Genomic DNA, 26,223 nt, shown 5'->3' on the forward strand with positions numbered 1-26,223 from the left:
CCGGCGGCCGCGTAGGCCGACAGGTCACCGGCGGCCGCGACAAACTCCGCAAAAGCCCCGCCGGGATGGTTCCCGACGGGGCTCCGCCGTATCACCCGCTATCACGCAGCGGTCACCAACTGGGCGGACGCTCCCGGACGTGAAGGCCATGACCTGCGATTTCGTGCCCGAGATGGAAGGACTGGACGCCGATGGACGGCCGTTACGACCTGTGGCGTGTTGTGCCGAGGGACGGTCCCAGGACCAGGACCGGGGCGTCTTCTGGCCCGTCAAAGCTGTATTCCAAGGGTTTGGTCGTCGTCGTGCTCACTCGCTCACGTTCCCACATCTCACGGATGGACCTGTGACGGGGGCGTGCGGCTGTGGGCCGGACCAAGGCTGAGATCTCTCGGGCGGCAGCGCCTGAGGCATCGGATGATCTCGCGTCGGTCTTGCCCTCGCTCATGCAGTCCTGGTGAAGGTGTCGCCGACCGTCACGCACAGCCCGTCGGCGTGCAGGCGCACGCAGCGGCTGAGGACGTGAGAGCACGCCCCGACAGCCGGTGCCGCCTCCTTCGGTGAGTCCTCAGGCCACGTTCGGGTGAGGGAGTCGGGCATAGGCCGTGCCGACACAGATCGGCCCGGCAGCCCCGAGAAGAGGGCGACGACCTCGCGTCGGTCATACGAGTCTGGCTCCGGAACCGGCACTCGGCCGCACGAGCAGCCCGACGCCTCAGCGAACGTGACGGCGACGGCTTCCCTGCCGTGCCGCAGACCTGCACCTCGACCTCCTACCCGCGCGCCGAGTGGTGTGCCGCCGCACGGGCAGATCCGTATAGCGGTCGGTCTCGAACTCCCTGACCCGCTCAGACAATCCGCATCAATCGCGTCACGACAACCTGCCGGCACAGCGCACACCGTGCCACCGCGCAGCTGGTTCTCCGTGCGGGCATCATCACGCCCGGCTCGAGCAGCCGGATCTTCGCGCTAGGTTCGCACCATGGCATACGACGGTGCAAGGCAGGTTGAGGTCGTCCACCGTCCCGGGGATCCACCGAGGTCGCCGATGGAGCTGCGGGTCGGGGACGAGGTCGTGATCACTCTGCAGGGATCGCTCGCCTACGGGTGGACTCCGGTTGAGGTGGTCACGGGACCCTTGACGGTGATCGAGGCGGAAACGATTGGGGGAACCGTACGGGCCATGGTCAGGGCGACCGGTACCGGTGAGGCGGAGCTGCGGTCGACGTCCTCGTTCCGCGGGGATCGGTTCGGGCCGCAGACGCGGCTGTGGCGGCTGCTGGTGCACGTCGAACCGTCGTAGACGTACCGAGCGCTACGGGACCACGGTGAGGGTCAGTTGCCAGGCCCGCGAGGGCGGACCGTGCGGGTCGGGGGTGTAGGTGTCGGCCGAGTTGAGGGTGGCGGTGCCCCGGGAGGTGGCGCGTGCGGTGGCGGACCGGGTGCCGTCGGGTGCGAGGTGGTCGTCGAGCACCGTAACCGACTTCGGGTTCGAGCTCGTAACCGGCGCCCAGCTGTAGTTGGGCGCCGGCTTGAGGGTGATGTGGATCGTCGTGCCGGCGTGGACGCAGGTGGTGCGCAGGGGGTTGTCGGCAGGCGGGTAGAGGACCGTGACGGTGTCACTGAGGCACAGGCGGGTGGAGCCGCCGGTGGTGGCTGATGGCGTACTGGGGGACGCCGATGTGGAGCGGATGGACGAGGCTGAGCCGCTGATGGTGGGGCCGGAGACAGAAGAGCCGGCGGGGGCCGTACTCCCGTAGGACGAACGGGCCGAAGCAGAGGCCGACGGCTCCTTCTTGGCAGGCACGGTGGCCCCGGCGCCGGACGCGCAGGCAGCGGCTGAAACAATGAGGGCCACAACCGCGAGTGAATGGGCGCCGGTGTGACGCTGTCTCACGATCCCCCCAGACGGAGTCGGGACAGGCCGAAGGTGGGACGCGGAGGAGCTGCGATGCGTTCCTGGTCCGGTAGGCGCTCACGCTCCCGCTACGGGCGATACAGGCGAATCCCTTTGGCGATACAGAGGAAACCCTCTGTTTTTACTGTGAGTTGACTGTACTCCGTAAATTCTCGGTTGCTTCACGTCACGCAGGCTCCGTCTCTCTTGTTGTGTGACATGTCCGGTGCAAGCATCCCGGATTGCGAACACGCGCTCCTTCGGCGTGAACGTCCTTCTACCCCACAGGCCGGGTGATCTCCGGCTGCCCGAGAGGATGTTCAATGTCCCGATCCAGACACAGACGCGGCCGGATAGCCGCGCTCACCGCGATCCTGGCCGCAGTTCCCGCTCTCTGGCTCTCCGCTCCCGCGGCCCAGGCCGATCCCGCACCGCACACCCCGGCGGCGCACCGCTCGGCCGACACCGGCCCCGCCGTCCGGCACGACACCTCTCCGACTCTGCGCTCCATGGCCGCCCACGCGCACCACGGCCACCACGGCAAGAAGGCGCAGGACGACGACCCCGGCGAGGAGCGGCTGCCGCACCCGCCCGCCTCCCCGATTCCCGACCCGGTCGTGCAGTCCAGCCCCGGCGGCCCGTCCGCCCCCTCGACGGGTACGAACTTCGAGGGCATCGGCGCCGGCAACTACTCGATCACCGGTGTACCGCCGGACCCGAACTCCGCCGTCGGCTCCAGCCAGATCGTCGAGACCGTGAACACGGCCTACGCGGTGTACTCCAAGTCCGGTGCCACCGTCCTCGCGCCGACCGACACCAGCACCCTGTGGTCCGGCTTCGGCGGCTCCTGCCAGTCCACCAACGACGGTGACGCCGTGGTCCGCTGGGACACGCTCGCCAACCGCTGGGTGGTGACGCAGTTCGCCAACGTCTCCTCGTCCTCTGGCCCGTACTACGAGTGTGTGGCCGTCTCCACCAGCGCGGACGCGACCGGCAGCTACTACCGCTACTCGTTCCAGTACGCCAACTTCCCCGACTACCCGAAGCTTTCGGTGTGGCCGGACGCGTACTACATCACGTACAACATGTTCACCGCCTCCGGCAGCTTCCTGAACGCCGAGGCGTGCGCGCTGAACCGGTCGGCGATGCTGACCGGCGCGAGCGCCACCCAGCAGTGCTTCACCACCTCGTCCTCCTACGGCGGACTGCTCGGCGCCGACCTCGACGGCTCGACCGCACCGCCGTCCGGGGAGCCGGAGCTGATGGTGGGCCTGGGCACGACCAGTACGACCCTGGCGTACTGGAAGTTCCACACCGACTGGACCACTCCGGCCAACTCCACCTTCAGTGGCCCGACGTCGCTTACCGTCGCGTCGTACACGACCGCCTGTGGCAGCTCGGGTACCTGCGTTCCGCAGAGTGGGACCAGCACACAACTCGACTCGCTCTCCGACCGGTTGATGTTCCGGCTGGCCTACCGCAACTTCGGCGACCACGAATCGCTCGTGGTCAATCACGCGGTGACCGCAGGCAGTTCGGTGGGCGTGCGCTGGTACGAGCTGCGCATGTCGGGCGGCAACCCGACCGTCTACCAGCAGGGCACCTACGCCCCCGACTCCACCTACCGGTGGATGGGCTCGATCGCCGAGGACAAGGTCGGCAACATCGCGCTCGGCTACTCGCAGTCCTCGTCGTCGGTGCACCCGTCGATCCGGTACACCGGCCGTCTGGCCGGGGACACGCTCGGGACGATGACGCAGGGTGAGGTGACCGCGATCACCGGCGGCGGGTCGCAGACCAGCTACAGCCGCTGGGGCGACTACACCTCGATGTCCGTGGACCCGGTGGACGACTGCACCTTCTGGTACACGAGCGAGTACATCCCCGCCAACGGCAACTTCAACTGGCACACCAGGCTCGCCTCGTTCACGCTGCCCAACTGTGGCTCCTCGGCGATCAACGACTTCTCGATGTCGGTCAGCCCTGCCTCGTCCAGCGTGACGGCCGGATCGTCGGCGACCACGACGGTCTCCACCGCGGTCACGTCCGGCTCGGCGCAGACGGTGAACCTGTCGGCCTCGGGGCTGCCCAGCGGGGCGACCGCGACCTTCAGCCCGACCTCCGTCACTGCGGGCGGCTCGTCCACGCTGACGGTGGCCACGTCCTCGTCGACCCCGGCGGGCACGTACAACATCACCGTGACGGGCACCGGTTCCTCGGCCACGCACACGGCGACGTACACGCTCACCGTCAACGGCAGCGGCGGCGGTTCGATCACCGACGGAGGCTTCGAGGCAGGCACGCTGAGCGGCTGGACGTCCGCGGGGACGACCGCGGTGGTCAGCTCCGGGGCGCACAGCGGCACGTACGCGGCTCGAGTGGGCGGCACCTCGCCGACCAACGGTGACTCCTCCATCGCCCAGACGTTCACCGCTCCGTCCGGGACCAGCACGCTCGGCTTCTACTACAACGTGACCTGCCCGGACACGCTCACTTACGACTGGGCCACGGCCACGCTCAAGGACAACACCACCGGCACGACCACCACGGTGCTCGCCAAGACCTGTGTGTCGTCCTCCGGCTGGGTCCAGAAGACGGCCTCCGTCACCGCCGGGCACAGCTACACGCTCACCCTGATCAGCCACGACGACAACTGGTCCGGTGACGCCACGTACACCCGCTACGACGACGTGACCCTCTCCTGACCGGCATCAGAACAGAGGTCGGTTCCTGAACGTCGTCCCTGGGGTGGATCACTGACTGTCGACCGGTGGTCCACCCCCTCTCAGACGCCCCGCCTGGGGCGCACCCCCCTCGACGACAAGGGGTCTTCTCATGTCGCGCACCGCTGTCCGCAGATCCATCGCGACCGCCACCACCGCCCTCCTCTCCTTAGGCGGACTCCTCCTCGCGTCACACCCAGCGCTGGCCGATGTCTCCAACGGCGGCTTCGAATCCGGCAGCCTCACCGGCTGGACCAGCACAGGCACCACCTCCGTAGTCAACTCCGGTGCCCACAGCGGCACCTACGCAGCCCGTGTCGGCGGCACCTCCCCCACCAACGGCGACTCCTCCATCGCCCAGACCGTCACCGCACCGACCGGCGCCAACCAGCTGTCCTTCTGGTACAGCCTGACCTGCCCGGACACGGTCACGTACGACTGGGCCACGGCCACGCTCACCGACACCACCGCCGGCACCACAACGACCATGCTGGCCAAGACGTGCACCAACGGCCAGGGCTGGAAGCAGGCCAGCGCCTCCGTGACCGCCGGGCACAGCTACACCCTCAAACTCGTCAGCCACGACGACAACTACACCGGTGACGCCACCTACACCCTCTACGACGACGTCGCCTTCACCACCGCCACCCCGCCGCCCGGCCTGACCCAGGTCAGCACCGACCCCTTCACCAACACCTCCAGCCAGCACGCCACCGAACTCGAACCCGACACCTTCGCGTACGGCAACACAATCGTCGCCTCCTCCCAGGTCGGCCGGTTCACCGACGGCGGTGCCTCCGACATCGGCTGGAACACCTCCGCCGACGGCGGCACAACTTGGCAGCACGGCATGCTCCCCGGCATCACCACCTACCAGGGCGGCAGCTGGGCCCGCGTGTCCGACCCGGCCGTGGCGTACGACGCCAAGCACGGCACCTGGATGGTCGCCGGGCTGGTCATCGACTCCAACGTCAACGGCGCGGGCGTGACGGTCAGCCGCTCCACGAACGGCACCAGCTGGCAGAACCCGGTCATGGCGGTCGGCAACGACGGCCAGGGCTACGACAAGGAATGGATCGTCTGCGACAACACGGCCTCCAGCGCCTACTACGGCAGCTGTTACATCGAGGTCGACCTCACCTCGTCCGGCAACCGCATCATCATGAGCCGCTCCACCGACGGCGGCACCACCTGGTCGAGCCCCGTCTCGCCCTCGGGCAACCCCAGCGGGCTCGGCGGCCAGCCGCTCGTCCAGCCGAACGGCACGGTCGTGGTCCCCTACTCCGCCAACGGCTCCTCCGTCCGGGCCTTCAGTTCGACCAACGGTGGCTCCAGCTGGTCCTCCAGCACGCTGATCGCCAACGTCTCCAGTCATGGCGTGGCCGGCAACCTGCGGGACGGTGAGGGACTGCCGTCCGCCGAGATCGACGGAGCCGGCAAGATCTACGTCGCCTGGCAGGACTGCCGCTTCCGCTCCGGCTGCCCGGCCAACGACATCGTCTACGCCACCTCGACCAACGGGACAAGCTGGTCGTCGGTGACCCGTGTGCCGATCGACGCCACCACCAGCGGCGTCGACCACTTCATTCCCGGCATCGGCATCGACCCCGCCACCTCCGGCACCACGGCCAAGATCGGCCTCTACTACTACTTCTACCCGACGGCCAACTGCACCTCCTCCACCTGCCAGTTGGACGTCGGTTACATCTCCTCCGCCAACGGCGGCAGCACCTGGAGCACGCCGACCACCGTCGCCGGGCCCATGTCCCTCTCCCAGATCGCCGACTCCACACAGGGCCGTATGGTCGGCGACTACCTCTCCACCTCCGTCATCGGCGGTAAAGCGGTCTCCGTCTTCGCCGTCGGCAAGACCCCGACCAACGGGCAAGCCTTCGACGAGGCCCTCTACACCGCCGGCCCGCTCACCGTCCCCGGCGGCAGCACACCCTCCACGACCCACGGCGCGGCGACCGTCGCCGCACCGCACAGGTCCGCTGGATCGGTTCCCTTGCCGGTCCGGCGCTGATCTCTCCGCTGTCCGCCCCGAGGTGCGTACCGGTGTCCACCGGTACGCACCTCGGCCACTTGCTGTGGTGAGAACTTGGCTGTGATGCGCTGTTGCCACCCCTCGGTCTCCGTGGCTGCTGCCATCCGGCGGGCCTGGTGTTGCATCAGTTCCCTTTCACGGGAAGGGAATTCGACCTATTTCGGTTCCTTTGCCCCGGCTCTTGGTGAGCCGGTCACGGGTCGCTAGGTTCGCTGGCGTGCGGCGGCAGTGCTCTGCCCGGCACGTGTGGGGGGAGTGGCGATCGAGGCCGTCGTGCATCCGATTCGTCCACCATCAAGGGGGTTTCAGCATGTCCGGTTCCATCCGCATGCCGCTGACCGGGGCCAGACGGCGAAGACTGTCCGTCTGGGCGGTCGTGCTTCTGATCCTGTCGTTCGGGCTGGCGGGCATCGAGTCAACGCCCGCGTCCGCCACCCCGCACGGCGATGGCAGTGCCGCCCAGGCGGTGACCGGCGGCGGTGCTCGGATGACGGCTGCCGTCTCCGACAAGCCGCGGCAGTACACGGCCGAGGAGCTCGCCCAGCTCAACGCCCGGCTGTACGACGAGGACACCATGGACAAGGGCAAGGCGGGGCCCAAGCCAAAGCACGCCCCTCTCGGCGCCGCGGTCGCCGAGCCGTCCTCAGTGCGGTCCTTCGCCAGCGTGGTCCGCGACAGTGCCATACCGACTTCCGGGATTTCGGGCGGCGCCTCGTACCTGTCGTCGACGCAGGAGCCGAGCACCGACGCCAACGGCTCCAACATCTTCCAGACCGGCAACTGGTACGCCACCCGCTCCACCGACAACGGCGCGACCTGGTCCTACCTCGACCCGTACTCGCTGTTCGGGTCGGGGTTCTGCTGCGACCAGGTCACCCAGTACGACCCGGCGACCGGCAGGCAGTTCTGGCTGCTGCAGTTCAGTGACCACCTGGTGATCGCCAACGCCTCGGCCTCCGGCTCGGGCGCGTACACCGGCTGGTGCTACTGGAACATCACCCCGAGCTGGACTACCGAAGAGTCCGATGAGCACCTGCAGCGGCTTCAGCTACAACTACCTGACTCGCACGGACAACCTCACCTTCAAGCTGGTGCCCGGGTCCACCGACACCCTGTACTGGGGCAGTAACTGGGGCCAGACCAACGGCAGCTCCTTCCGGGTGTTCGCGTGGGCGGAGAACTCCGGCAACTACTCCTGGTGGGACCGCACCGTCCCCTCGTACGGCTTCTACACCCGCAACAGCGGCCAGAACTGCGGCAGCACGTAGCCGGCGGCGACCCAGCGGGTCGGGTCGGCCTGCGGTCGAGGATCCCGGGCTTGGCTCGCGGCCGTCCTGGTCGCCTCGTCCTGTCTGCTGACCGCCTGCGGAGGCAGCGGTGGCAGCTCGGAGGCGGACTCGGCACCTCCGCGTCCTTCCTCCGATCCACCCACCGCGACTCCCTCGGAGAGCGACCCCAGCACGCCAGGAATCACCAGCTCGCCCTCTGTGACAGGGTCGGCAACGTCACCGTCAGGAACCCCAGCTCCTCATAGGACATCCTCCGCGTCCCCAGGCTGCGTCGCGGGCTCCACCACCGTCACCCACCGCCCTGGAGACGCCTCCGCCCGCAACCTATGTGTGCGGTCCGGCACGACCGTGACCGTGGTGCTGGATCCGCGCCCCGAGGGCCCCTGGCCCCAGCCGCGCAGCAGCAATCCGATGCTGGCGCTGGTGACCTCGACCGCCACCGACAGAAAGGGTGTCACCACGGTCACGGTGCGTGCCGCGAGCACCGGGTCGGTGACCGTCATCTGGGGACCGCAGAGCGCGCCGCTCTTCACGCTCCGGCTGAGTGTGGCGGCGTATCCGGTGCAGTGAGCCGAACACGCAGCGGCCAGTGCGTCCCTGCGAAGGGTGCACCGGCCGCCGTATGACCGAAGTCCGTCGTGATCAGTCCTTACGGCCCTTGAGGCGCCGTACGTCGAAGGACCACAGGCCGCGTCCGTGCGTGGCCGCGTACAGCTTGCCGTCGGGGCCCAGGCGCAGCTGCATCACAGCCGTGCTCGGCAGGCCATGGCCCAGGACCAGCCACTTCTTGGCGCCGGCGGGGCGGTAGAAGGTGGCCAGGTCGGTGCCGAGGGCGAGGCCGCCGTTCGGGAGGAGCTTGACCGTGTCGGCGGGGACGTCCGGCAGGTTCGCCGAGATGTCCGTCCAACTCGCGCCACCGTTCTTCGACTCGAAGACGTGTCCGACGCCCGCCCCCGGGCCCTCGGTGAACCGACGGGAGAAGCCGTTGACGGCCACGTAGACGTGCTGGGCGTTAGCCGGGTCGACCTCGAATCCGGAGATGTAGCGGTTCGGGATCGTGCCGTCGACCGGGAGGGTGAGCTGGTGCCAGCCGGTGCCGTCGGTGTTGCCGACCGCGATGCCCCGGGTGAAGCCCTGGTTGTTGCAGGGCCCGCACCAGCCGACGTAGACCGTGCCGCCCGAGGAGGCCACAGCGGTGGCCACGTGGCCCTCGCCGAGGTCGTAGGCGTTCGCCCACTCCTTGCCGGAGCGGATCGCGAAGCCCTTGGTCTGCACCCACACGTGCCGGCCGCCCGCGACCCAGGTGTTGGTGTCCTTGGCGTCGGCGGTGATCGGGGCGATGAAGCGGGCGCCAGCGCCGCCGAGGTCCTTGTCCGGCGGGGCGACCTCGTACTCGGTGGCCTTCGACGGGTCGGTCGTCCAGGAACCGTCGTTGACACCGCAGTTCTGGGTGACCCACATGTCGAGGTAGACGTACTCGGCGGCGATGTTGCAGCCGTTGGCGGGGTCGGCGATGGTGTCGCCGCCGTCGCCTCCGAAGTTGGATCCCATGACCTTGTCGTGGCCGCGCAGGATCGACTGGCCGTTGTCCTGCAGGCCGCCGGTCACCGAGACGCCGCCGTTGGCGAGGTCCTTGCCGACGCCCACGGAGTAGTACTGCAGGGCGTCGAGGGTGCCGTCGTTGAGGGACTGCCAGTCCTTGGCGTGACCGCCGGAGTCCACCGCACCGTTCAGCGGACGGCGGTAGATTCCGCCGTCGTTGCCGACGTACGCCCAGCTCTTGCCCTTGTAGCTGCCGAGCGCGACCGCGTGCTGATCGGAGTGCGTGGTGGGCGAACAGTCGCCGGTCTGCTTGGCCGGGTCGATGCTCCAGCAGGGGAAGGGGAAGTTCCAGTACGGGCCCGGAGTCGTCCAGGTGGAGCCGCCGTTCTTGGTCTCGAAGACCTCTTCCAGGCCGAGGTAGACATGGTCGGCATTGGCCGGGTCGACCTGGAGGAACTGGTTGTACCAGGACTGGATGCCAGGCATGTAGCCGTCGCCCTGGAGCGCGGAGCCGGACGCCTTCAGCTTGGTGTAGTCGGCGATCAGCGTCCACGGTCCGAACGGCGAGCCGTTCTTCGAGACGTACACGCCCTTGAGCCCGCTGTCCGGATTGGCGGCCATCTGCGCCGGCGACTGGTCGATGGCGTACAGGCGCGAGCCGTCGGCCGCGGCGGCGAATGTCATGTCGCCGACGTCGTCACTGCTGGTGGGCAGGTCACCGAGTCCGCCGACCGGCTTCCAGCTGCCGTCGTCCTGCTTGGCGTAGAGCCCGTTGTAGGTGTCGCCACCGCGCCAGCCGACCGCGAGCAGGACCTTGTCCGGGTCCTTCGGGTCGACGGCGATGTCGTTGGCGATGTTCTTGTACGGCGCGCTCGGATCGTCCGCCTTCGAACCGCCCGGCAGATAGTCCGGGTTGGGGGCGAACTCGTGCTTCCACGGTCCGGACAGGGTGGTCGTGGAGTGCGACCACACGCCCGTGCTGGTCGCCGCCCACACCTTGGTGCCGGCGAAGCGCAGCGCGTGGATGACCGCGGACTCCAGTTCGGCACCGCCGACGCGGTCGCCGGGCTGGAACTTGCCGTGGCGCGGGTCCTTCAGGACGTAAACCCCCGTACCGACGAAGGACGTCGCCCCGGTGTTGGACTCGCCCGTGGCGTACCAGAGCCGCTTCTTACGGTCCAGGGCGAGCGTGCCCGTCGACAGCGACGGCAGCTTGTCGGCGATCGGCTTCCAGTGCCCGCCCCCGGTCGTCGACCGGAAGACGCCACCGTTGGCGCCGCCCGCATACACATAACCCTGATCGTCGGCGGCGATGCCGGTGATGCGTCCGGTGACCTTGCCCGAGCCGCCGCTGGAGTTGGAGTTCTGATCGCGGTAGCGGGGGTCGTCGGAGTCGTACGGCTTCTTCGTAACGTGGTCCCAGCCGCCGGGCGTGTGCCGCATCGACTGCAACTGCTGCCAAGCCGCGCCGTAGGCGCCGGGCGCGACCACACCGGGCGCGGTGCGCGCCTCAGTGAACTGGGCCGTGGCCTCAGCGGAGTTCTCCGCCTCGTCGGCCCCGTCGTCATCGCCCTCAGCGGCGAACGCGGACATTCCATGGCCCGCGTGCACTGCCTTGATGTGCTGACGGCCTATCGCGGCCTGGTGCCGCGCCTGCCACGGCCGTGGTCTGGTGTCGGTCGACGCGGCGAACGACTGGGTGCTTACCAGTCCGAACGCGGCGGCCACGACGGTGCAGGTTATGAACCGCCGCTGATGCCTTGGGGGCAACATGCCCTCTCCTCCCTGCGGCGGGGTTTGGGGGTGCCCCGGCGCAGAGAGGATCTTGGCGTGCCCACAACAGTCACACAAAGGGCTCACAGGAAAAATGGCGCGGTGTTTACCTTGCGGCGCACATGAACCAGAACTTCCCTCTAGCCCCGGCTATTTGGGGCCATAGATGGTGACATCAGCCACATGTGTCGCGTGCTGGGCCGACCATGCCGACGCGTCATCTTCGCGGACGACGGTGAACGTGAGGTCCCGCTTGCCGGGGAGCATCTTGTCGCGCGGAATGGTCACCGTGCCGGTGGGGCCGCTCAGGGGGAGATCCAGGCTGTACGAGCCCGAGCCACCCAGCGTCAGATGCAGCCGGTACCCGTCGGAGGCGGTGAAGCGCAGGCCGCTGATCGTATAGCCGACCGTGGCGGGGAGGGTGACGGTCCCGCCGGGTCGCAGCGTGGTGATGCTGAGTTCGGGGGTGGTGGCGGGCCGTGACGCTCCGGCCGTGCTCGGTGTCCCGGTTACCCCTGGCGTTGAGTCCGTTGCCGATGGTGCCGTCTCCGTTGCCGACGGCGCGGAGGGCGTAGGGGTGCGGCTCGGCCTCGCGGAGGTCCCGCCGCCGTCTCCGGAGGAGCAGCCGGCGAGCAGGAGTCCGGCGGCAGCGAACGCGACCGCCATGGTCAGGAGTTGGCGGCGGGCAGGCATCGGTTCCTCCTTGTCCGGCCCGCGTGCGGGATGCCGGACCACGGCTGGTGTTGTCGGTTCGACGTGGGGGCGGTGTCCAGCGTTCCCTGCCGGGCGCCGCCCCCACGCACTGGGGTGGGATCAGACGCAGTTGTGCGTGTCGCTGGTGGCGGAGCCGACGATGACGTTGACGAGTCCTCCGGCGGCAGTGAGCTGGACGGCGTTCACGGTCAGACCGAAGTCCGCACCGGGAACAGGATTCTGCTCGTTGACGACGAGTTTGGCGCCGCCCCCGAGGTCGATGGTGCTGTTGGGAGCGGTGGGCACCGTGGTGGGTATGCCCGCGATGGTGAGGGTGAGGGTGGCGCTCCCGGTCGTCTTCTGGCAGGTGCTGGTGGAGGAGGCGGTCAGTCCGCTGATGCCGATGACCGGAAGGCCCGGGATGCCGATGGAGGCGTCCTTGACGGTGGTGGTGGCCTTCGAGGTCCCCGGCGCCAGCATGGTGACCACCTTCGGGCACAGCGCATGGGCCGTGATGATCACCGCGTCGACGGACGCCGTGCACGGTGTGTCGGTGCTCGACGCTTGGGCGGTGCGGATGGCGCCGGTGTCCGGGGTCGGCTTCAGGTCGAGCTGGGTCAGGAGCAGGTCGACCTTGCCAGTGATCCCATAGGCGCGTCCGGTGTAGTACTCCAGCTTGAGCTGGGCGGTGGCGCCGGAGGGCAGGTAGTAGGCGTCACCGTCGAAGGAGACCGTCATCGGGACGGTGGCGGCGTCGTTGAGCGGCTGGTTCGCCTGATCGATGGTGCAGGACGCGTGCCCCGCGGAGTCCGTAGTGCCGGTGCAGGACTGCTGGGACGTACCCGTGCCGAGCGTGAAGGAGACCTTACGTCCGGCGATCGGGGACGTGTCGTCCTCGGTGAGAGTTCCGGACAGGCGCACCCTTCGCGCAGTGGAAGGGCAGCACGCCGGAGGCGTTCGTCGGCAACGACGGCGGCGCCGCGGACGACACCACCCCGACCGACGTCAGCATGAGTGTCATCGGAGGAAGCGGTCCGGCCGGACCGTCCGCCACCTCCGCCGTCTCCGTCAAGGCGGTCAACGCGGAACGCCCGAATAGGTTCGTCCCCTGGTGCAACGACGAGCCCTTCAACCACGGTCAGCAGTGGGTCAACCGCTCCGAGGCATGCATCAAGGACGCCCCTATAACGGGGGGTCGGTAGAGACCGTCCTGACCAGGTTGAAGACCTCGCGGGCGGCATATCGCTTGAGGCATCGGATGATCTCACGCCGAGTCTTGCCCTCCTGGGTGCGGCGTTCGAAGTACGCCTGGGTGCGGGGGTCGTGGCGCAGCCGGGTGAACACGATGCGGTGCAGAGCGGCATTCGCCTGCCGGTCGCCACCATGGTTGAGCCGCCGTGAGCTCCGACCGCCCGAGGAGTACTCGATGGGGCTGACTCCGCACAGCGCGGCGAAAGACGCCTCGGTGCTCAGCCGCTCGGGATTGTCGCCCATGGTGATCAGAAGCGTGACAGCGCAGTCCGGGCCGATACCCACCGGCGCGAGCAGCTGCGGGGCATGGCGTTCAACGAGCCCAGTCAGTCGCTGATTCAGCTCATCGATCTGCCCGGTGAGCTGCTCGATGCGCTGAGCCAGCATGCTCAGCGTCATGAGAGTGGCCTCAACTACGGTGTCCTCGTCGCCCCCGCCGGCCCCGCCCTCGCGCGGGCTGAGACGTGCGCAGGTGCGGAACAGCTCGCGGTTGCCCAGGCTGGACAGTCGCTCCCGCAGGGCCGGGTCGGCTACGACCAGGACCGCCTTGAGCTGGTTGATCGCCTGAGTGCGGGCCTTGACCGCGGAATCCTTGGCCAGCTTGAACATCCGAGCACTCTGCACCGGACCGTCGCCAGATTTCGCCCGCGCCTGGGCGCGACCGCTGAGCACGGCCCGCGCAGCAGCCTGCGCATCAAGCGGGTCCGACTTCCCGAGCAGACGGCGGGCCCAGCGGTCGGGCCGGTTCACCTCGAACACCACGACATGCTGCGCCAGCAGGTAGCGCGACAGGCCCGCGCCGAAGGTACCGGTCCCCTCCACCCCGGCCCGCCGCACCGTCCCTAACTTGCGGGCCCAGACAAGCAGCCGACGGTAGCCGACCGCCGTGGCCGGAAAGGACTTGGTGCCCAGGATCTGGCCCAGTGGACAGACCACCGCGGCGACATGAACCTCGCCGTGCGTGTCCACGCCCAAGACGACCTCGCCCCAAGCGGGCGGGCCCGTGCTGGTGGAAGAGATGCTGCGCTGTCTGGTCGTCATGGTGGTCTGCCTCCCGCGTGGTGAAGTGCTGGGTGGCTGGCACCTGCCGGTCGGGCGGTCTGAACCGTGATGGCGCCTGAAAGACAGCAAGGCCCCTATGGGGACACGCCCTGTGGCTCGGTGACAGCAGGCACCACCCGCAACGGCAGTCGACACGCCCGTGACAAGACACTTTGGTCAAAGATGTCATGAGTCAGACCCCGCCCCGAACGGCGCTACGCAATCGTCCCACTGCCCCCGGCACAACCCCATGACCCGACCGCTCCCGGGAGACTTCGTCCGAACCGGCACTGAACCTGCTCTGGACGGGATAACGATGAGTTGACTCCGCGTCCACCCGTGACCGGCATTGACGGACAGCCGAGCGGCCCGGCGCACAGGCTGCTCTTCCTCGACCACCACACTGACGGCCTCGAACCCTCATCTTGGTAAACGGCCGACTCCAAGTCCTATAACTGCTGGGCGAGGTCCTCGCCGGCTTCCCCCAGCTCCTCCACGAGGTGGGTGCTCTACGCGGTCCTGGCCGCTGACGTGCGAGCACCGGCGGTTCGCCCCTACTCGATGTGCGGCGGGATCGCGCCGAGGGATCCTGCCCCCCAGCGGCTGCGGCCCTAAACCAGCAACGCCGAACGCACCGCCGCCCTGGCAGACTTCCTCCACACCTACAACCACCATCGCTGCCACACCGCACTCGGCGGCCACCCACCCATCAGCCGCGTGAACAACGCTGCGGGTCAATACACCGCTTACGTCTTGAACCACCCGGCGATCGGCCACGCGTACGCCGCCGATTCTTCGCGTCACAGCGACGTCGAGAATCCACAGAGTGGAGGTGGCATCGCACGTACCTCGAAACTCAGGGACCGTAGATGTCGGTGACGGCGCCCGCACCACTGTGGGCGCCCGCCGCTGCCGAAAAGACGTGCCGACTTCGACCGCAGCCGACTGATCGTCACCTGTGCAGGGTGCCGAGGAATTCCAGGAGCGCCGCATTCACCTCGTCGGGTCGCTCCTCAGCGATCCAGTGGCCGCAGCCGGGCAGGATGTGCGCCGGTCCGATGGTCGGGTGGAGTGTGGGTAGGGCGGGGATGAGTTGGTCCATCCCCGGGAACCCGTAGACCAGGTCTCGATCGCCGGTGAGGTAGCAGCCGGGCACGCGGTACTGTGCGCCGTCCCATGGGGCAGTCAGCTGCCAGTTCCGGTCGAAATTGCGGTACCAGTTGAGAGCGCTGGTGAACCCGGCTTCGGCGAACTCCGTCGCGAGTGTGTCGATATCGACTTCGGTGAGCCAGGCGGGCAGTTCCTCAGGGTCTTCGAAGAGGTCCAGGAATCCCCGTCCCGGTGGGACAAGCGGCTCGACCGGCGGGTCGCTGTGCGGGGTGTCGCCGGAGAGCCCGTACATCACGCGGCGGAAGGTGGTGCGCGGGTCCTTCGCGAGTTCGGCGTCCGCGACGCCGGGGGCCTGGAAGTAGTTCCAGTAGAACCGGCCTTCGAAGCGCTCGCGCATCGCTTGCAGCGGAGGGACAGGACCGCGTCGCGGCGGCGGGACACTGAGGCCGACGACCCCCCGGGCCACGTCAGGCCGCATCAGCGCGGTGGACCAGGCCACCCGGCTGCCCAGGTCGTGGCCGATGACCACGGCCTGCTGTACTCCGAGTGCGTGGATCAGGCCGATGATGTCGCCGACGAGGTGCAGGATGGTGTATTCCTCAACCGCGGGAGGCCGGTCGCTGCGACCGTAACCGCGCTGGTCAGGTGCAACAACATGGTATCCGGCCTCGGCCAGGGGCGTGAACTGGTGGCGCCAGTTGTACCAGCATTCGGGAAAGCCGTGGAGCAGGAGGACCAGAGGCCCTTCGCCCTCCTCCGCGATGTGCAGCCGAACTTCTCCGACGGTGACGCTGCGGTGCTCGACCATGGTCACCCCTCCCGCAGGTCGAGGGCGATCTTGCCGCGAACGGCGCGTTCCGCGATCAACTCGAGCGCTTTGTTGACGGCGCTCAGCGGCAGCGTCCGGCCGACGACCACGCTGAGACGATGCTCCGCAAGCGCCCGCAACGCCTCCAGCAGCCCGGCACGGTGCACGTTGTCCGGATCCCTGAGGCCCCCGTAGCCCAGGATCCGCAACGCGGAGCGGTAGATGGTCTGGAGGGGCACCGTGCCCGTTGGACCGGCTGAGGTCCCGAAGATCACCAGGCGGCCACGCGGGGCCAGCGCCTCGATCGCAGCACCGGTGAAGCCGCCACCGAGTGGGTCGAACACCACGCTCGGCTGCAATTCGTTCACCCGCTCGACAAGATCGTGGACATCACCCACCACTACCCGGTCCGCACCCTGGGCTCGGAGCCATTCGACGTTGCCGGGGTCACCGCTCTGACCCCAGACCGTTGCTCCGAGCCGGTGGACCAGCGAAACGATGGTCGAGCCCACGCCACCGCTCGCACCGAGGACGAGGACCCGGTCGTCGGGCGTCACTCGGCCCAGCTCGGTTACCGTCCGCCAGGCGGTCACCCCCGCGACGCCCATGACGGCAGCGTGCCGCAGCTCGACGCCGTCGGGCACCTCGATCAGCGCGGAACGTGGGACCACGGCGCGGGTCGCCCAGATACCGTCCCGTGTGGCTCCCACCCCGTGGCCGAAGACCACGAAGGGTTTGCCATCCACCAATCCCGCGCCCTCGGCTCCGAGAGTGCGCGGAACCGGTGATCCGGCGTCCACCTTGCCCAGGGCCCGGTAACGGTCGACCGGGTTCACCCCGCCGTACGCCATCTCCATCTCGACCTCGTCGGCGCTCGGCGCGGGCAGGTCGACCTCCGTGACCTCGAGGGGGCGACCGTGCTCCACCAGTCGCGCTGCCGTTGTTTTCATTCGCCACTCCCTAGTCGAGTCCCGGCAGGCGCTTGACGGCCTCGCGCTTTCTGACCGCGCTGCCGTTTTCCGGCGTACGCGGTGACTACCGCCCCCTGACGCTCAGGAACCGGACTCGGCGAGCCAGTTCAGGGCCCGGATGCCAGGCACGAACAAGTACTCTCCGCCCGTGGTGACCACGAAGCGGGGCAGCTGCTGCAGCCGTCGGCGGATGGGGCGCTTGGGGATGGTGAACACCCCGGTGCCGTCGTTGGCTCCCACCAGCGGGTCCTTTTCGTCCTCGAGTCCGGTGAAGTTGCCGTCGTTGATCCACTGGGACTTGATGAACTCGAACTGCCGTGCGATGTCGGTGCCCATGAAGATGAACACGATGCCGCGGTCTTCGCCGTCGTCCTCCAACTGTCCTTCGGGGAGTGGGGGGCCGTAGGTGGCGGCTCGGCGCAGGGCGCGGTGGATGGTCGGGTCGACGAGCCCTTCCACCAGGGAGTCGCGCGGGTAGGCGCGCCGGATGTGAGAGCCGAGGGGGCAGCGCAGGCCGCGCGGGTCCTCCTCGTGGTAGGAGAAGTCGTTGACGCGCTGCGGGTCGGAGGCGAGGGCGGGGTCGTCGTGCTCGGGGGCGAGCATGAGGGGCGCCCCGCTGCGCCAGCGGCCGACCATCTTCGCCGCGAGCAGCTCTTCCTCTTCGGGTGAGTCGGCGTTGGCGTTCAGGTACTGGCGGAAGGCCGAGACCCGGGTGTGCAGTTTACGGAAGGCCAGGTAGGTGCCGTTGCGGCCCAGGACCTCCGGCTGCGGCATGGGTGCGGGCTCGCCCAGCTGATTGACGTAACCCATCAGGAACTCGCCGGCCTTGATGGCGTCGCCGAAGCCGGGCAGGTAGCCGTAGTGGTCGGGGCTCGTCTGGAAGATGTCGGCTACGCCGCTGCCCTCGATGTCGGGTTCGCCGATACCGTCGACGAACCCCAGATGAGTACGCCCGGTGGGCAGTTGCGGCGTGTCGATCCGGTAGATCACCGAAACGCCCGGCAGATCGTGGTGAGCCTGGTGGGCGATGTCCAGCACGGACTGCAGCGTGGCGTCATCCGGGGCGAACAGGGCCAGCGCCACGTGCACGTCCGTGCTGCCCAGAGGAGGATCCCAGTGCTCGGGGCTGCTCTCACCGACATCACCGAGGGTCTCGGCACGGGCGGCCATCCCCTCGCGGAACTCCGCCGGAAAGCTGTCCAATGACTCCTGGGGGACGCCCAGGACACGCAGTCCGGAATAGCTCAGAGCCACGTTCAGCCAGGCCCGCTCCGGCGGATTCCACCAGTCGACCGCCGTGGCCACATCGGGTGCCAGACGCCGCAGCAGCCGGCGGCCGTCCGCGGGATCGTCGACGCGGAGCAGGAAGTAGGCGCCGGTGTAGGGCGAGGGCCGTTGCCGCAGCACCGTGCCCTGGATGTCCGCCAGCTCGAGTACCTGTTCCTGGTGCGTCGTCCCCGTCGTTGCCACGTCGCTCCTTCTCGCTCTTGCCGTGCCGCGTCGGCCCACTGCGGAAACAGGGGCGCCGTTCACGTCCTGGCAGTCAGGTCCCTACTGCAACGGAAGCACGTCGTCGGCGCTGCGGGGTTCTTTGCGCTCCTGGTCGTTCAGCTTGTGTCGAAGGATGGAGGAATTCCGGTACACCTCTTTGCGGACCCGCATGATGTTGCCGAGGGGCCGGTGTTCCGCCGTCACCCGCCACGGATTCAAGGACAGAGCGTCCAGTTTCCTGAGGTTGTCCTCGCCGGAGATGTCCTGCTGCGGAATCCGGAGCTTTGCCACCGTGACGGACGGGGACAGTTCCTCGGACCATTCGACGGTGACGTCTTCCACCGGCATCTGCTCCAGGTCGGCACAGAGCTGGACCTGGATATCGAACTCGTAGGGACGCTCACGCAGTTCTGCCACCAGAGCCGGCCGGAAGACCTCCGGTGCCGATGCCGGATCGACACTTCGCTGCACCACCTTGTCGGCGAAGCCGCCAGCGGGCGCCATGCGTACCTTGGCGATGTAGTCGCCATGCCGGACCGAGCCCATCGTCCAGTAGGTCGACAGCAGCAGGTTCACCAGCGGCCGCTGCGAGACGGAAAGGAACGCCCGGAGCTCCTCCCAGGCCCACTCCTCCGGAGGCAGGGATCCCTTCCCCGTGACGAAGTCGTGGAGAAACAGGTGGAAGCCGGGCTTGCCCTTGGCCAGATAGGTCGGCGCGTCAGCGACCAGCTCCTGGATGAACGCGTAGTGCTCCGCGGTGTTACAGAAGAAGATCGGCGCGTTGATGTTGGCGTAGTCGAAGGTGCGCGTGTCGGGCTCGTCCTCCAGCAGGGTCGGACCGTCGATGTCGAAGAGCTTCAGCGCCAGTCCGGCCACGCCGCCGAGCCGTGCATCGGTCCCGAGATGGCCGGAGCCGTTGGAGAAGCGGATGAGTGCGTCGTGGCGTCCCGGCGTGGCATAGATGCCCTGCGCGTACTCGGCCGGGAGCTCCTCGAGGATCTCCACCTCAGCCCTGACCAGGGCGTAGCCCTTGGCATGCGCGGAGCGGACAGCCTGCCCGGTACCTTCGGCTGTCACCGAGTCGGCGACGAACCGCCCCGAATCCCGCATCGCGATCTGCAGATTCTTGTCGAACTGCGGGTCATCGGCTTCGACGTCCGGTGTGTACTTCACGAATTCTGTGGCCATGACTCGACCGATCCTTGGTCGCTCGGCGCATCCCCGGGCAGATGCCGTGGTGTCGGACCATCTCTCGAACGGGCTCACTCCCGGCGGGTTCGCCCGCAGACTGTCCCAGTGCCCAGGGCCTCAGGCGTCACGACGAACAGAGCCAGGTGGATGCCGGGGGCGGTGGCCTTTCAGCCCTGGGCCGCGTCGAGAAGCTTGTCGAAGGCTTTGGTGATCCGCTGACCGCGGCGCACGTCCTTCACGGTGGCGTCCGGATTGGCGCAGTACCAGCCGTCGGCCGTCACCTGGTGCTCGGCGATGAAATCTGCTGTTCGCTTCGGGTTGTCGCGAAGGCCCGGCCACCCCTCGACTTCCTCGAAGACAAAGTCCAGCATCTCGGGAACCAACGTGGCGAAGTCATTGATGTAGGGGTCCCAGTCACCGTCGTAGGCAGTGCAGAACAGCAGCTTGGTGTCGTCGTCGAAGATCACGTAGCGCATGTCGTGCACGGTGCCGACGCGCTCCGCGGCTCCGTAGGCCCGCGGGTCGGCGAGCTTGGCGCGCAGTCGATCTGCGCCGCCCGGCTTGAGCGGCAAGATGGTGGTCAGCTCACTGACCTTGCCTTGGCGCCTGCCCACACGACCCGCGCTCTCCACGGGGGGAAGGTCGGCAGCGGGCATTTGGGTTTCAGACATGATGGCCGTACCCCTTCACTCGTCCGAGGAATGTTCGCGGACGAATTCCTCTCACCCCTACCGACGCTACGCCCCTGCGTAGGTGCCATGCCACCGCACAACACACCAGGAACATGGACCCATCTGCCTGAATGGTTAACCACCTGGCGTCTACTCAGTCAGGCCGGTTCAACGACGGCCCGGACGGGATATTTTCCTTTAGTTGCCCAAAGGGACGACGCCAATACCTACCGGGCAGTGACAGACGGCTGTGTGGCACCCGTCCAGCGCGGTGAGCGTGCAGGTCCCCGCAGGCTCTCCGAAGCTGGAATGCAGTGGTCACCTCTCGACCGAAGCGGAGACGTCATGAGCGTTGCCGTTCCTCCCGACCGGCGCCGGGAAGCGCAGTGTGCCTGCCTCGCCCGATCCGTCCGCCACGCACGGTGATGCGGCGCTGATGAACGGCCCGCAGCCCGGTGCCGGCGATACACCCGCCGAAGGATCGGTGAGCTTGCCATGACACTGGGGCCGGCACCCAGGAAACCGCACCCCAAGGTCCCACGGCGGCACGGTGAAGGCGGAAAGTCCCACCTGACAGTGGTCCAAGGGCTGGCCGCACTGTCGCTGGACGCCCTCAGCTCGGTCGCGTACGGCCCGGAAGCCATCGTTGTCGTACTAGTGGCCGCCGGATCGGGCGCGCTCACGGCGATGCTGCCGATCACGCTGGTCATCGCCGGACTGCTGGCCGTCCTGGTCGTCTCCTACCGCCAGGTGATCGCCGTACACCCGGACGGCGGCGGATCCTACGCGGTGGCGAAGAAGTCTGGGCAGACCGGTCAGCCTGCTGGCAGCGGCCAGCCTCATCGTCGACTACGTCCTCACCGTCGCCGTCAGCCTCGCCGCCGGCGCCGCGAGCCTCGCATCGGCGTTCCCCGTCCTTTCCGACCACCTTCTGGCCGTGTGCCTGATTGCACTTGCCGTCATCACCGCCGTCAACCTGCGCGGCATCGCCGACAGCGCACGGGTGCTGCTGCTGCCCATGGCCCTGTTCGTCATCAGCGTGATCAGTGTCATCGTCGTGGGGCTGTTCCGGTCACAGCCTTCGGCAACAGTGGGAACACACGAGTCGTTCCCCGCTGTCGAGGCGCTGGGCGTCCTCCTGGTGCTCAAGGCGTTCTCCGCGGGATGTTCGGCGCTGACCGGAGTGGAGGCCATCGCCAACTCCGTTCCGATGTTCCGCCGGCCTCGCGTCAGACGGGCGCAACACACCGAGCTGTTGCTGGGGTTGCTGCTGGGCGCCATGCTCATCGGGCTGTCCTTGGCGATCCGCCGTCATCACGTCGTGCCGCGCGGTGGTGTGACGCTGCTGGCCCAGCTGACTGCCGGTGCCTTCGGGACGGGATGGGTCTACTACGCCATCACCCTTGTGCTGGGCATCGCCGCGAACACCAGCTTCGGCGGTCTACCGGTCCTGATGAGTCTCCTTGCCAAGGACGACCGTCTCCCGCATATGTTCGCCCTGCGCTCGGAGCGGCCCGTCCACCGCTGGGGCGTCGCCGCTCTGGCGGTGCTGGCCGCTGTGTTGCTGATCATCGTCAGCGCCGACACCCAGCGGCTGATCCCGCTGTACGCCATCGGTGTCTTCGTCGGCTTCACCATCAGCCAGACCGGTCTCGTCCGGCACTGGATCTCGCAGCGCCCCGGCGTGTGGTTGCCCCGGACACTGGTGAACGGCATCGGGGCCGTGCTGACCGCCGTCGCCGGTATCGTCCTGCTCACCACCAAGTTCCTGGCCGGCGCCTGGATCGTGGTCATCCTCGTGCCGCTGCTGATGCTGCTGTTCTCCCGGATCGAGCGCTACTACACGCTCGTCGGGGAAAAGCTCAGCTTGGACGGCACCCCACCGCAGCCCACACGAACCCGCAGTCTGGTCGTCGTTCCCCTGGGCGGGGTCGACGCGGTCGCCGTCTCCGCCGTCAACGCCGCGTACACGCTGGGCGACGAGGTCGTTGTGGTCGCCGTCTTCGACGACCAGGCGAAGGCGGACGCCATGCGCGCCGGCTGGGCCCAGTGGAACCCTGGTGCGCGGCTGGACATCATCGACAGCCCGGAGCACTCCCTGGTGCGTCCCGTCGTCCACTACGTCGAGCGGATCTCCCGCGACGACCGGCAGGTCACCGTCCTCATCCCGCAGCTGGAACCCATGCACGACCGCTACCGGATCCTCCACAACCAGCGCGGCCTTCTCATGGCCGGCCTGCTGAGTTCCCGCACCGACGTGATCGTCTGCCTGCTCAAACTCCGACTGGACCTTTGACCCGGCCCTCACGTGAGGGCACTCATCCGGTGAGGCCCCCGATGGCCACGGGGAGGTGGCGGGGGCCGCGCAGCACCGCGTTGGCGCGGTACGGCGGAGGGTCCTGCCGCAGTTGGAGGTCCTCGACCCGCGGAACAGCTCGGGATGGGCGAGCTGCGCCTCCATCCGGGCGAGCGGGGCGCCGAAGCAGTAGTGGATGCCGGTGTAGAAGCCGAGGTGCTCGTTGTCCGTGCGGTCGGGATCGAACCGGTCGGGGTTCTCGAAGCGCTTGGGATCGCGGTTGGCCGCGGCCGGCATGAGCCAGACCGGCGCGCCCTTGGGGATGGTGGTGCCGGCGATGTCGATGTCGTCCAGGGCCGTCGTCCACGGGATGAACCGGACCGGGGGCTCGTACCGCAGCACTTCCTCGATGAGGGGGACGGTCAGGTTCGGTTGGCGCCGGTTGAGATCGACGACAAGCCTCATCTCACGATTGGATCGGCATGCCTCTCCCCCAGAATCACCCCTGCCGAAGCCGCTCGCAAAGCGGGAGCGGACCGCGGAGCCGCGCACTCGGCGCCGCCGCCATGGCGGGCGGTCGAGCGGTCGCGGCCGGTGGGTTAGGGCAGGACAGGAGGACAGCCGTGCCGGGCCCGCCCTGGCCAGGGACCTGGCCTGGTTTGCACCGACGACGGATGTTGTGCCCGGTGAGCGAGACCCGTACGGCCCTCATACAGTGAAGAGGTGGGCAGTTCGGCGGCTGGAACAGTGCGAGCGGCCACAGCGGAGGTCGACTACGCTGCGCTTTTCGCTGCCACCCCCAGCCCGTGCCTGGTGCTCCTTCCGAATTTGATGATCACCGCCGTGAACAGGGCGTACTGCCAGGTAACGGGGCGCGCCTGCGAGGATCTGATCGGGAAGCCCTTCTTCGACGCCCTCTTGGTGAACCCCGCGGACCCCGATGCGGATCACGTGCGCGCCCTGGTGGCGGCCTCGCTGGAGCGGGCGCTCTCCACCCGGGAGCCGGACACGACGGCGCTGCTGAGGTACGACATCCCTGTCGCGAGCCGACCTGGCGAGTTCGAGGAGCGATGGTGGTCCCTGATCAACACGCCGGTATTGGGACCAGAGGGGCAGGTGAGCTGGATTCTCCTCCATGTGGAAGACGTAACCGCCTTCGCCCGCGAAGGGCGCCTCCCCGACAAGCCCGGGGCCAGGCAGCGGACGGAGGCCGAACTGTACGAGCGCGCCCGGAAAGTGCAGCGTCTCAACGAAGATCTGCGCCGGGCCAACACCCGCGAGCGGCGGGTCGCCATCACCTTGCAGGAGGCGATGCTCCAGTCGCCCGACCTGGCCCGGCACCAGGATGTCGCGGTGCGATACCTGCCCGCGGTCGGCTCTTTGAATGTGTGCGGCGACTGGTACGACGCTGTCGATCTGCCGGACGGCCGGTTCTGGGTGGCCGTCGGGGACGTGGTAGGTCATGGGCTGGAGGCCGCGACCGTCATGGGCAGGCTGCGCAGCGCACTGTCCGCCGCCAGCCGGGCCGCGGCCGGGCCCGCCCAGGCTCTGGAGCTCCTGGGCGTGTATGCGCGCTCGATCGAAGGGGCCATGGCAACCACGGTCGTCACCGCGCTGATCGACCCGCGCTCCCGACTGGTCATGTACAGCAGCGCCGGCCATCCCCCTCCGGTCCTACTGCACCCTGACGGGCGCTGCACACTGCTGGACCGGGCCACAGACCCACCGCTGGGAGCCCGCCCGGAGCATGTCCCCCGCCCTCAGATCGGTATCGAGTACGGCCGCGGCTCGACCCTTGTGCTCTACACCGACGGCCTGATCGAGCGCCGTGACGAGGACATCGACACCGGCATTCACCGACTGACCGACGCCCTCGTGGAAAGGTGTGTCGGGCTCGCACCGGAGGACATCGCCGACACTCTCCTGACCCACCTCGGCGTCAGCAAGGGAGCCAGTGACGACATTGCCCTGGTCGTCGTCCGTCTCTGAGAAGCGAGTCCGAACATCACTTCGCTGCTCGTAACCCGTCGGCCCTCATCGGCGAACGGGTCACCGTGGCGGTTCCTCCCGTTCCCGGGCGGGTTCGACTTCGGCGGGCGCGGGTGGCCAGGCATGCGGTGAGAGCACCCCGTTCACGTAGGCGCGTGCCACCAGAGCCGTTCTGTTCATGACTCCCCAACGCCGGGACAGGCGCGCCAGGTGATAGTTGACACGTCTGCGGTCAGGCCGACCTCGGTGGCGATGCGGGTGCTCGTGAAGCCGCTGGCCGCCAGGGCGAGGATGCGTGCTTCGATGTCACTGGCCTGTCCGGATGCCTTCGTCTGCGAGACCGGCAGGTCGGCCGGTTCCTCGGAGACGCGCAGGACGAGAAGCAGGTTGAGCGGACCGTCGGGCGCGGTGCCGATCACGTCGATGGTCAGCTCGCCGCGTCGTTCCGCGCCGACCGCCGGGCACCAGGTCACCTCGACCGGATACCGCGCCCTGCGGCGCAGCCGTAGCGCTTCCGAGAGGGGATCGAGCCGGCGCTGCGCCGTGGGGTGGAAGAGGTCCAGGGCGCGGCGTCCGACGAGGCGGCCGGCGAGCGTGCCCCACTCCGAGGCCATGGCGTGGTTGGCCGAGATGACGGTGCCCTCCGCGTCGCAGAAGGCGACGGGGAGCGGAATTCGGTCGAACAACGCGATGGCCTGGTTGCGCCAGTAGACCGCCTGGTCGCTGTCCCGCTGCGGCGCGCGCGGGCTCGACTCGCCGCCCGCCCGATGCTCTGGAGTGTCCATTCGCTGCTCCCGCCGGACGTACATGTGGTGTGGAGGGATGGCAATCCCACGCGCACCGATACCTCTACAAGAATTAGTAGCAGTGGCGCGATCCAGGGCATTCCGGCGGAGTGACGGTGGAGGAGTGCCGCCCACCTAGGGCGACAGTCCCTGAACGATCCACCGCAGAGGGGTGCATCTCCATGACCGACACCCAGTCCTTGCCACAGGCGGCGAGCGAAGACGTTCCGGACGGCGTTCCCGTGATCGACATCTCCGCCACCGGGCCCGGCGAGACGCCTGTCCTCCAGCTGATGGAGCTGGCCCGGGGGCACGGCCCGGTCTTCGTCCAGCGCCTGCACGGCCACGACACGCTCTTCGTCAGTGGACTGGACCTGGTCACGGAGCTCGCTGACGAACAGCGCTTCTCCAAGGCCCTGAGCCAGGGGCTCGTGAACGTGAGGGAGTTCGCCGGCGACGGCCTGTTCACCGCCTTCAACGACGAGCCGAACTGGGCCAAGGCGCACGACATCCTCATGCCCGCCTTCGCCCTGGGGTCGATACGCGCCTACCACCCGGTGATAGGTCGATCAAGGCGCGACCCTTGGCCGAGGAGTAGGCCAAAAACGTCCCGATCTGGCAGTTCTCGGTTCTGCCCGCGGTGCCGCTGTACTGGCGC

General features: G+C 68.2%; 20 protein-coding genes and 3 pseudogenes. 11 read left to right on the forward strand and 12 right to left on the reverse strand.

What is annotated here, in order from left to right; translation table 11 throughout:
* The first annotated feature begins 979 nt into the window (after nt 1–979).
* Nucleotides 980–1,300, forward strand: coding sequence for a hypothetical protein (locus tag ACZ4RZ_RS49015; RefSeq protein WP_467754147.1), 321 nt, complete (start codon nt 980–982; stop codon nt 1,298–1,300).
* 12 nt (nt 1,301–1,312) lie between these two features.
* On the opposite strand, the gene ACZ4RZ_RS49020 is transcribed toward ACZ4RZ_RS49015, so the two are convergent.
* Nucleotides 1,313–1,804 carry a hypothetical protein gene (locus tag ACZ4RZ_RS49020; RefSeq protein ID WP_467754148.1) on the reverse strand — a complete coding sequence of 164 codons (492 nt, stop codon included), beginning with the start codon at nt 1,802–1,804 and terminating at the stop codon, nt 1,313–1,315.
* A gap of 413 nt (nt 1,805–2,217) precedes the next feature.
* Between ACZ4RZ_RS49020 and ACZ4RZ_RS49025 the strand changes: the two genes are divergently transcribed.
* The 5 genes from ACZ4RZ_RS49025 (at nt 2,218) to ACZ4RZ_RS49045 (ending at nt 8,523) form a co-directional block, all read left to right on the forward strand.
* Nucleotides 2,218–4,599: a hypothetical protein gene (locus ACZ4RZ_RS49025; protein ID WP_467754149.1), complete on the forward strand. Its 2,382-nt coding sequence runs from the start codon at nt 2,218–2,220 to the stop codon at nt 4,597–4,599.
* A 130-nt stretch (nt 4,600–4,729) separates the two neighbouring features.
* Complete coding sequence (locus tag ACZ4RZ_RS49030; protein WP_467754150.1) at nt 4,730–6,643, forward strand: sialidase family protein; 1,914 nt, start codon at nt 4,730–4,732, stop codon at nt 6,641–6,643.
* Nucleotides 6,644–6,974: 331 nt separating this feature from the next.
* Nucleotides 6,975–7,793, forward strand: a complete 819-nt coding sequence (locus ACZ4RZ_RS49035; RefSeq protein ID WP_467754151.1) for a hypothetical protein — start codon at nt 6,975–6,977, stop codon at nt 7,791–7,793.
* Nucleotides 7,756–7,932, forward strand: a complete 177-nt coding sequence (locus ACZ4RZ_RS49040; protein ID WP_467754153.1) for a hypothetical protein — start codon at nt 7,756–7,758, stop codon at nt 7,930–7,932. The genes ACZ4RZ_RS49035 and ACZ4RZ_RS49040 overlap by 38 nt, the downstream gene beginning before the upstream one ends.
* A gap of 369 nt (nt 7,933–8,301) precedes the next feature.
* Nucleotides 8,302–8,523, forward strand: coding sequence for a hypothetical protein (locus ACZ4RZ_RS49045; RefSeq protein ID WP_467754154.1), 222 nt, complete (start codon nt 8,302–8,304; stop codon nt 8,521–8,523).
* Between the two features lie 72 nt (nt 8,524–8,595).
* Here the strand turns inward: ACZ4RZ_RS49045 and ACZ4RZ_RS49050 are convergent, their stop codons facing one another.
* From ACZ4RZ_RS49050 to ACZ4RZ_RS49065, 4 genes are all read right to left on the reverse strand, one after another.
* A complete protein-coding gene (locus tag ACZ4RZ_RS49050) occupies nt 8,596–11,268 on the reverse strand; it encodes a glycosyl hydrolase (protein ID WP_467754155.1) in 2,673 nt (890 codons plus the stop codon).
* A gap of 150 nt (nt 11,269–11,418) precedes the next feature.
* The gene (locus ACZ4RZ_RS49055) at nt 11,419–11,961 is read right to left on the reverse strand and encodes a hypothetical protein (RefSeq protein ID WP_467754156.1); all 543 of its coding nucleotides are present in this window, start codon (nt 11,959–11,961) and stop codon (nt 11,419–11,421) included.
* A 120-nt stretch (nt 11,962–12,081) separates the two neighbouring features.
* Nucleotides 12,082–12,882, reverse strand: a complete 801-nt coding sequence (locus tag ACZ4RZ_RS49060; protein WP_467754157.1) for a choice-of-anchor P family protein — start codon at nt 12,880–12,882, stop codon at nt 12,082–12,084.
* A 261-nt stretch (nt 12,883–13,143) separates the two neighbouring features.
* Complete coding sequence (locus ACZ4RZ_RS49065) at nt 13,144–14,181, reverse strand: IS110 family RNA-guided transposase (RefSeq protein WP_467754158.1); 1,038 nt, start codon at nt 14,179–14,181, stop codon at nt 13,144–13,146.
* Between ACZ4RZ_RS49065 and ACZ4RZ_RS49070 the strand changes: the two genes are divergently transcribed.
* Both ACZ4RZ_RS49070 and ACZ4RZ_RS49075 read left to right on the forward strand, forming a co-directional pair.
* Nucleotides 14,174–14,323, forward strand: a complete 150-nt coding sequence (locus ACZ4RZ_RS49070; protein WP_399097481.1) for a hypothetical protein — start codon at nt 14,174–14,176, stop codon at nt 14,321–14,323. The genes ACZ4RZ_RS49065 and ACZ4RZ_RS49070 overlap by 8 nt on opposite strands.
* 545 nt (nt 14,324–14,868) lie before the next feature.
* Nucleotides 14,869–14,997 (forward strand): annotated as a pseudogene (locus ACZ4RZ_RS49075) (IS481 family transposase); the annotation flags it as partial.
* Between the two features lie 208 nt (nt 14,998–15,205).
* On the opposite strand, the gene ACZ4RZ_RS49080 reads toward ACZ4RZ_RS49075, so the two are convergent.
* The 5 genes from ACZ4RZ_RS49080 to ACZ4RZ_RS49100 form a co-directional block, all read right to left on the reverse strand.
* On the reverse strand, nt 15,206–16,171 hold the full coding sequence (locus ACZ4RZ_RS49080) for an alpha/beta fold hydrolase (RefSeq protein WP_399095387.1): 966 nt from the start codon (nt 16,169–16,171) through the stop codon (nt 15,206–15,208).
* A 2-nt stretch (nt 16,172–16,173) separates the two neighbouring features.
* Complete coding sequence (locus ACZ4RZ_RS49085; RefSeq protein WP_399095383.1) at nt 16,174–17,121, reverse strand: zinc-binding alcohol dehydrogenase family protein; 948 nt, start codon at nt 17,119–17,121, stop codon at nt 16,174–16,176.
* Between the two features lie 102 nt (nt 17,122–17,223).
* The gene (locus ACZ4RZ_RS49090) at nt 17,224–18,612 is read right to left on the reverse strand and encodes a Dyp-type peroxidase (RefSeq protein ID WP_467754159.1); all 1,389 of its coding nucleotides are present in this window, start codon (nt 18,610–18,612) and stop codon (nt 17,224–17,226) included.
* 81 nt (nt 18,613–18,693) lie between these two features.
* A complete protein-coding gene (locus ACZ4RZ_RS49095; RefSeq protein WP_399095376.1) occupies nt 18,694–19,821 on the reverse strand; it encodes a catalase family protein in 1,128 nt (375 codons plus the stop codon).
* A gap of 170 nt (nt 19,822–19,991) precedes the next feature.
* A complete protein-coding gene (locus tag ACZ4RZ_RS49100; RefSeq protein WP_467754161.1) occupies nt 19,992–20,456 on the reverse strand; it encodes a hypothetical protein in 465 nt (154 codons plus the stop codon).
* A gap of 880 nt (nt 20,457–21,336) precedes the next feature.
* Between ACZ4RZ_RS49100 and ACZ4RZ_RS49105 the strand changes: the two genes are divergently transcribed.
* Nucleotides 21,337–22,791, forward strand: a complete 1,455-nt coding sequence (locus ACZ4RZ_RS49105) for an amino acid permease (RefSeq protein WP_467754164.1) — start codon at nt 21,337–21,339, stop codon at nt 22,789–22,791.
* A 22-nt stretch (nt 22,792–22,813) separates the two neighbouring features.
* Here the strand turns inward: ACZ4RZ_RS49105 and ACZ4RZ_RS49110 are convergent.
* Nucleotides 22,814–23,232 (reverse strand): annotated as a pseudogene (locus ACZ4RZ_RS49110) (cytochrome P450); the annotation flags it as partial.
* A 306-nt stretch (nt 23,233–23,538) separates the two neighbouring features.
* Between ACZ4RZ_RS49110 and ACZ4RZ_RS49115 the strand changes: the two are divergent.
* Nucleotides 23,539–24,780: a PP2C family protein-serine/threonine phosphatase gene (locus ACZ4RZ_RS49115; protein ID WP_399095393.1), complete on the forward strand. Its 1,242-nt coding sequence runs from the start codon at nt 23,539–23,541 to the stop codon at nt 24,778–24,780.
* Between the two features lie 176 nt (nt 24,781–24,956).
* Here ACZ4RZ_RS49115 and ACZ4RZ_RS49120 read toward each other — a convergent pair whose 3' ends face one another.
* A complete protein-coding gene (locus tag ACZ4RZ_RS49120; protein ID WP_467754162.1) occupies nt 24,957–25,565 on the reverse strand; it encodes a PAS domain-containing protein in 609 nt (202 codons plus the stop codon).
* A 182-nt stretch (nt 25,566–25,747) separates the two neighbouring features.
* Between ACZ4RZ_RS49120 and ACZ4RZ_RS49125 the strand changes: the two are divergent.
* A pseudogene (locus ACZ4RZ_RS49125) lies at nt 25,748–26,152 on the forward strand (cytochrome P450); the annotation flags it as partial.
* Nucleotides 26,153–26,223 lie beyond the last annotated feature (71 nt).

This window comes from Streptomyces sp. NPDC027189 (assembly GCF_055566975.1).

Coding starts and splice junctions, on each gene's coding strand:
- ACZ4RZ_RS49015 (WP_467754147.1), top strand. CDS start 980: ATGGCATACGACGGTGCAAGGCAGGTTGAGGTCGTCCACCGTCCCGGG.
- ACZ4RZ_RS49025 (WP_467754149.1), top strand. CDS start 2,218: ATGTCCCGATCCAGACACAGACGCGGCCGGATAGCCGCGCTCACCGCG.
- ACZ4RZ_RS49030 (WP_467754150.1), top strand. CDS start 4,730: ATGTCGCGCACCGCTGTCCGCAGATCCATCGCGACCGCCACCACCGCC.
- ACZ4RZ_RS49035 (WP_467754151.1), top strand. CDS start 6,975: ATGTCCGGTTCCATCCGCATGCCGCTGACCGGGGCCAGACGGCGAAGA.
- ACZ4RZ_RS49050 (WP_467754155.1), bottom strand. CDS start 11,268: ATGTTGCCCCCAAGGCATCAGCGGCGGTTCATAACCTGCACCGTCGTG.
- ACZ4RZ_RS49055 (WP_467754156.1), bottom strand. CDS start 11,961: ATGCCTGCCCGCCGCCAACTCCTGACCATGGCGGTCGCGTTCGCTGCC.
- ACZ4RZ_RS49080 (WP_399095387.1), bottom strand. CDS start 16,171: ATGGTCGAGCACCGCAGCGTCACCGTCGGAGAAGTTCGGCTGCACATC.
- ACZ4RZ_RS49085 (WP_399095383.1), bottom strand. CDS start 17,121: ATGAAAACAACGGCAGCGCGACTGGTGGAGCACGGTCGCCCCCTCGAG.
- ACZ4RZ_RS49095 (WP_399095376.1), bottom strand. CDS start 19,821: ATGGCCACAGAATTCGTGAAGTACACACCGGACGTCGAAGCCGATGAC.
- ACZ4RZ_RS49120 (WP_467754162.1), bottom strand. CDS start 25,565: ATGGACACTCCAGAGCATCGGGCGGGCGGCGAGTCGAGCCCGCGCGCG.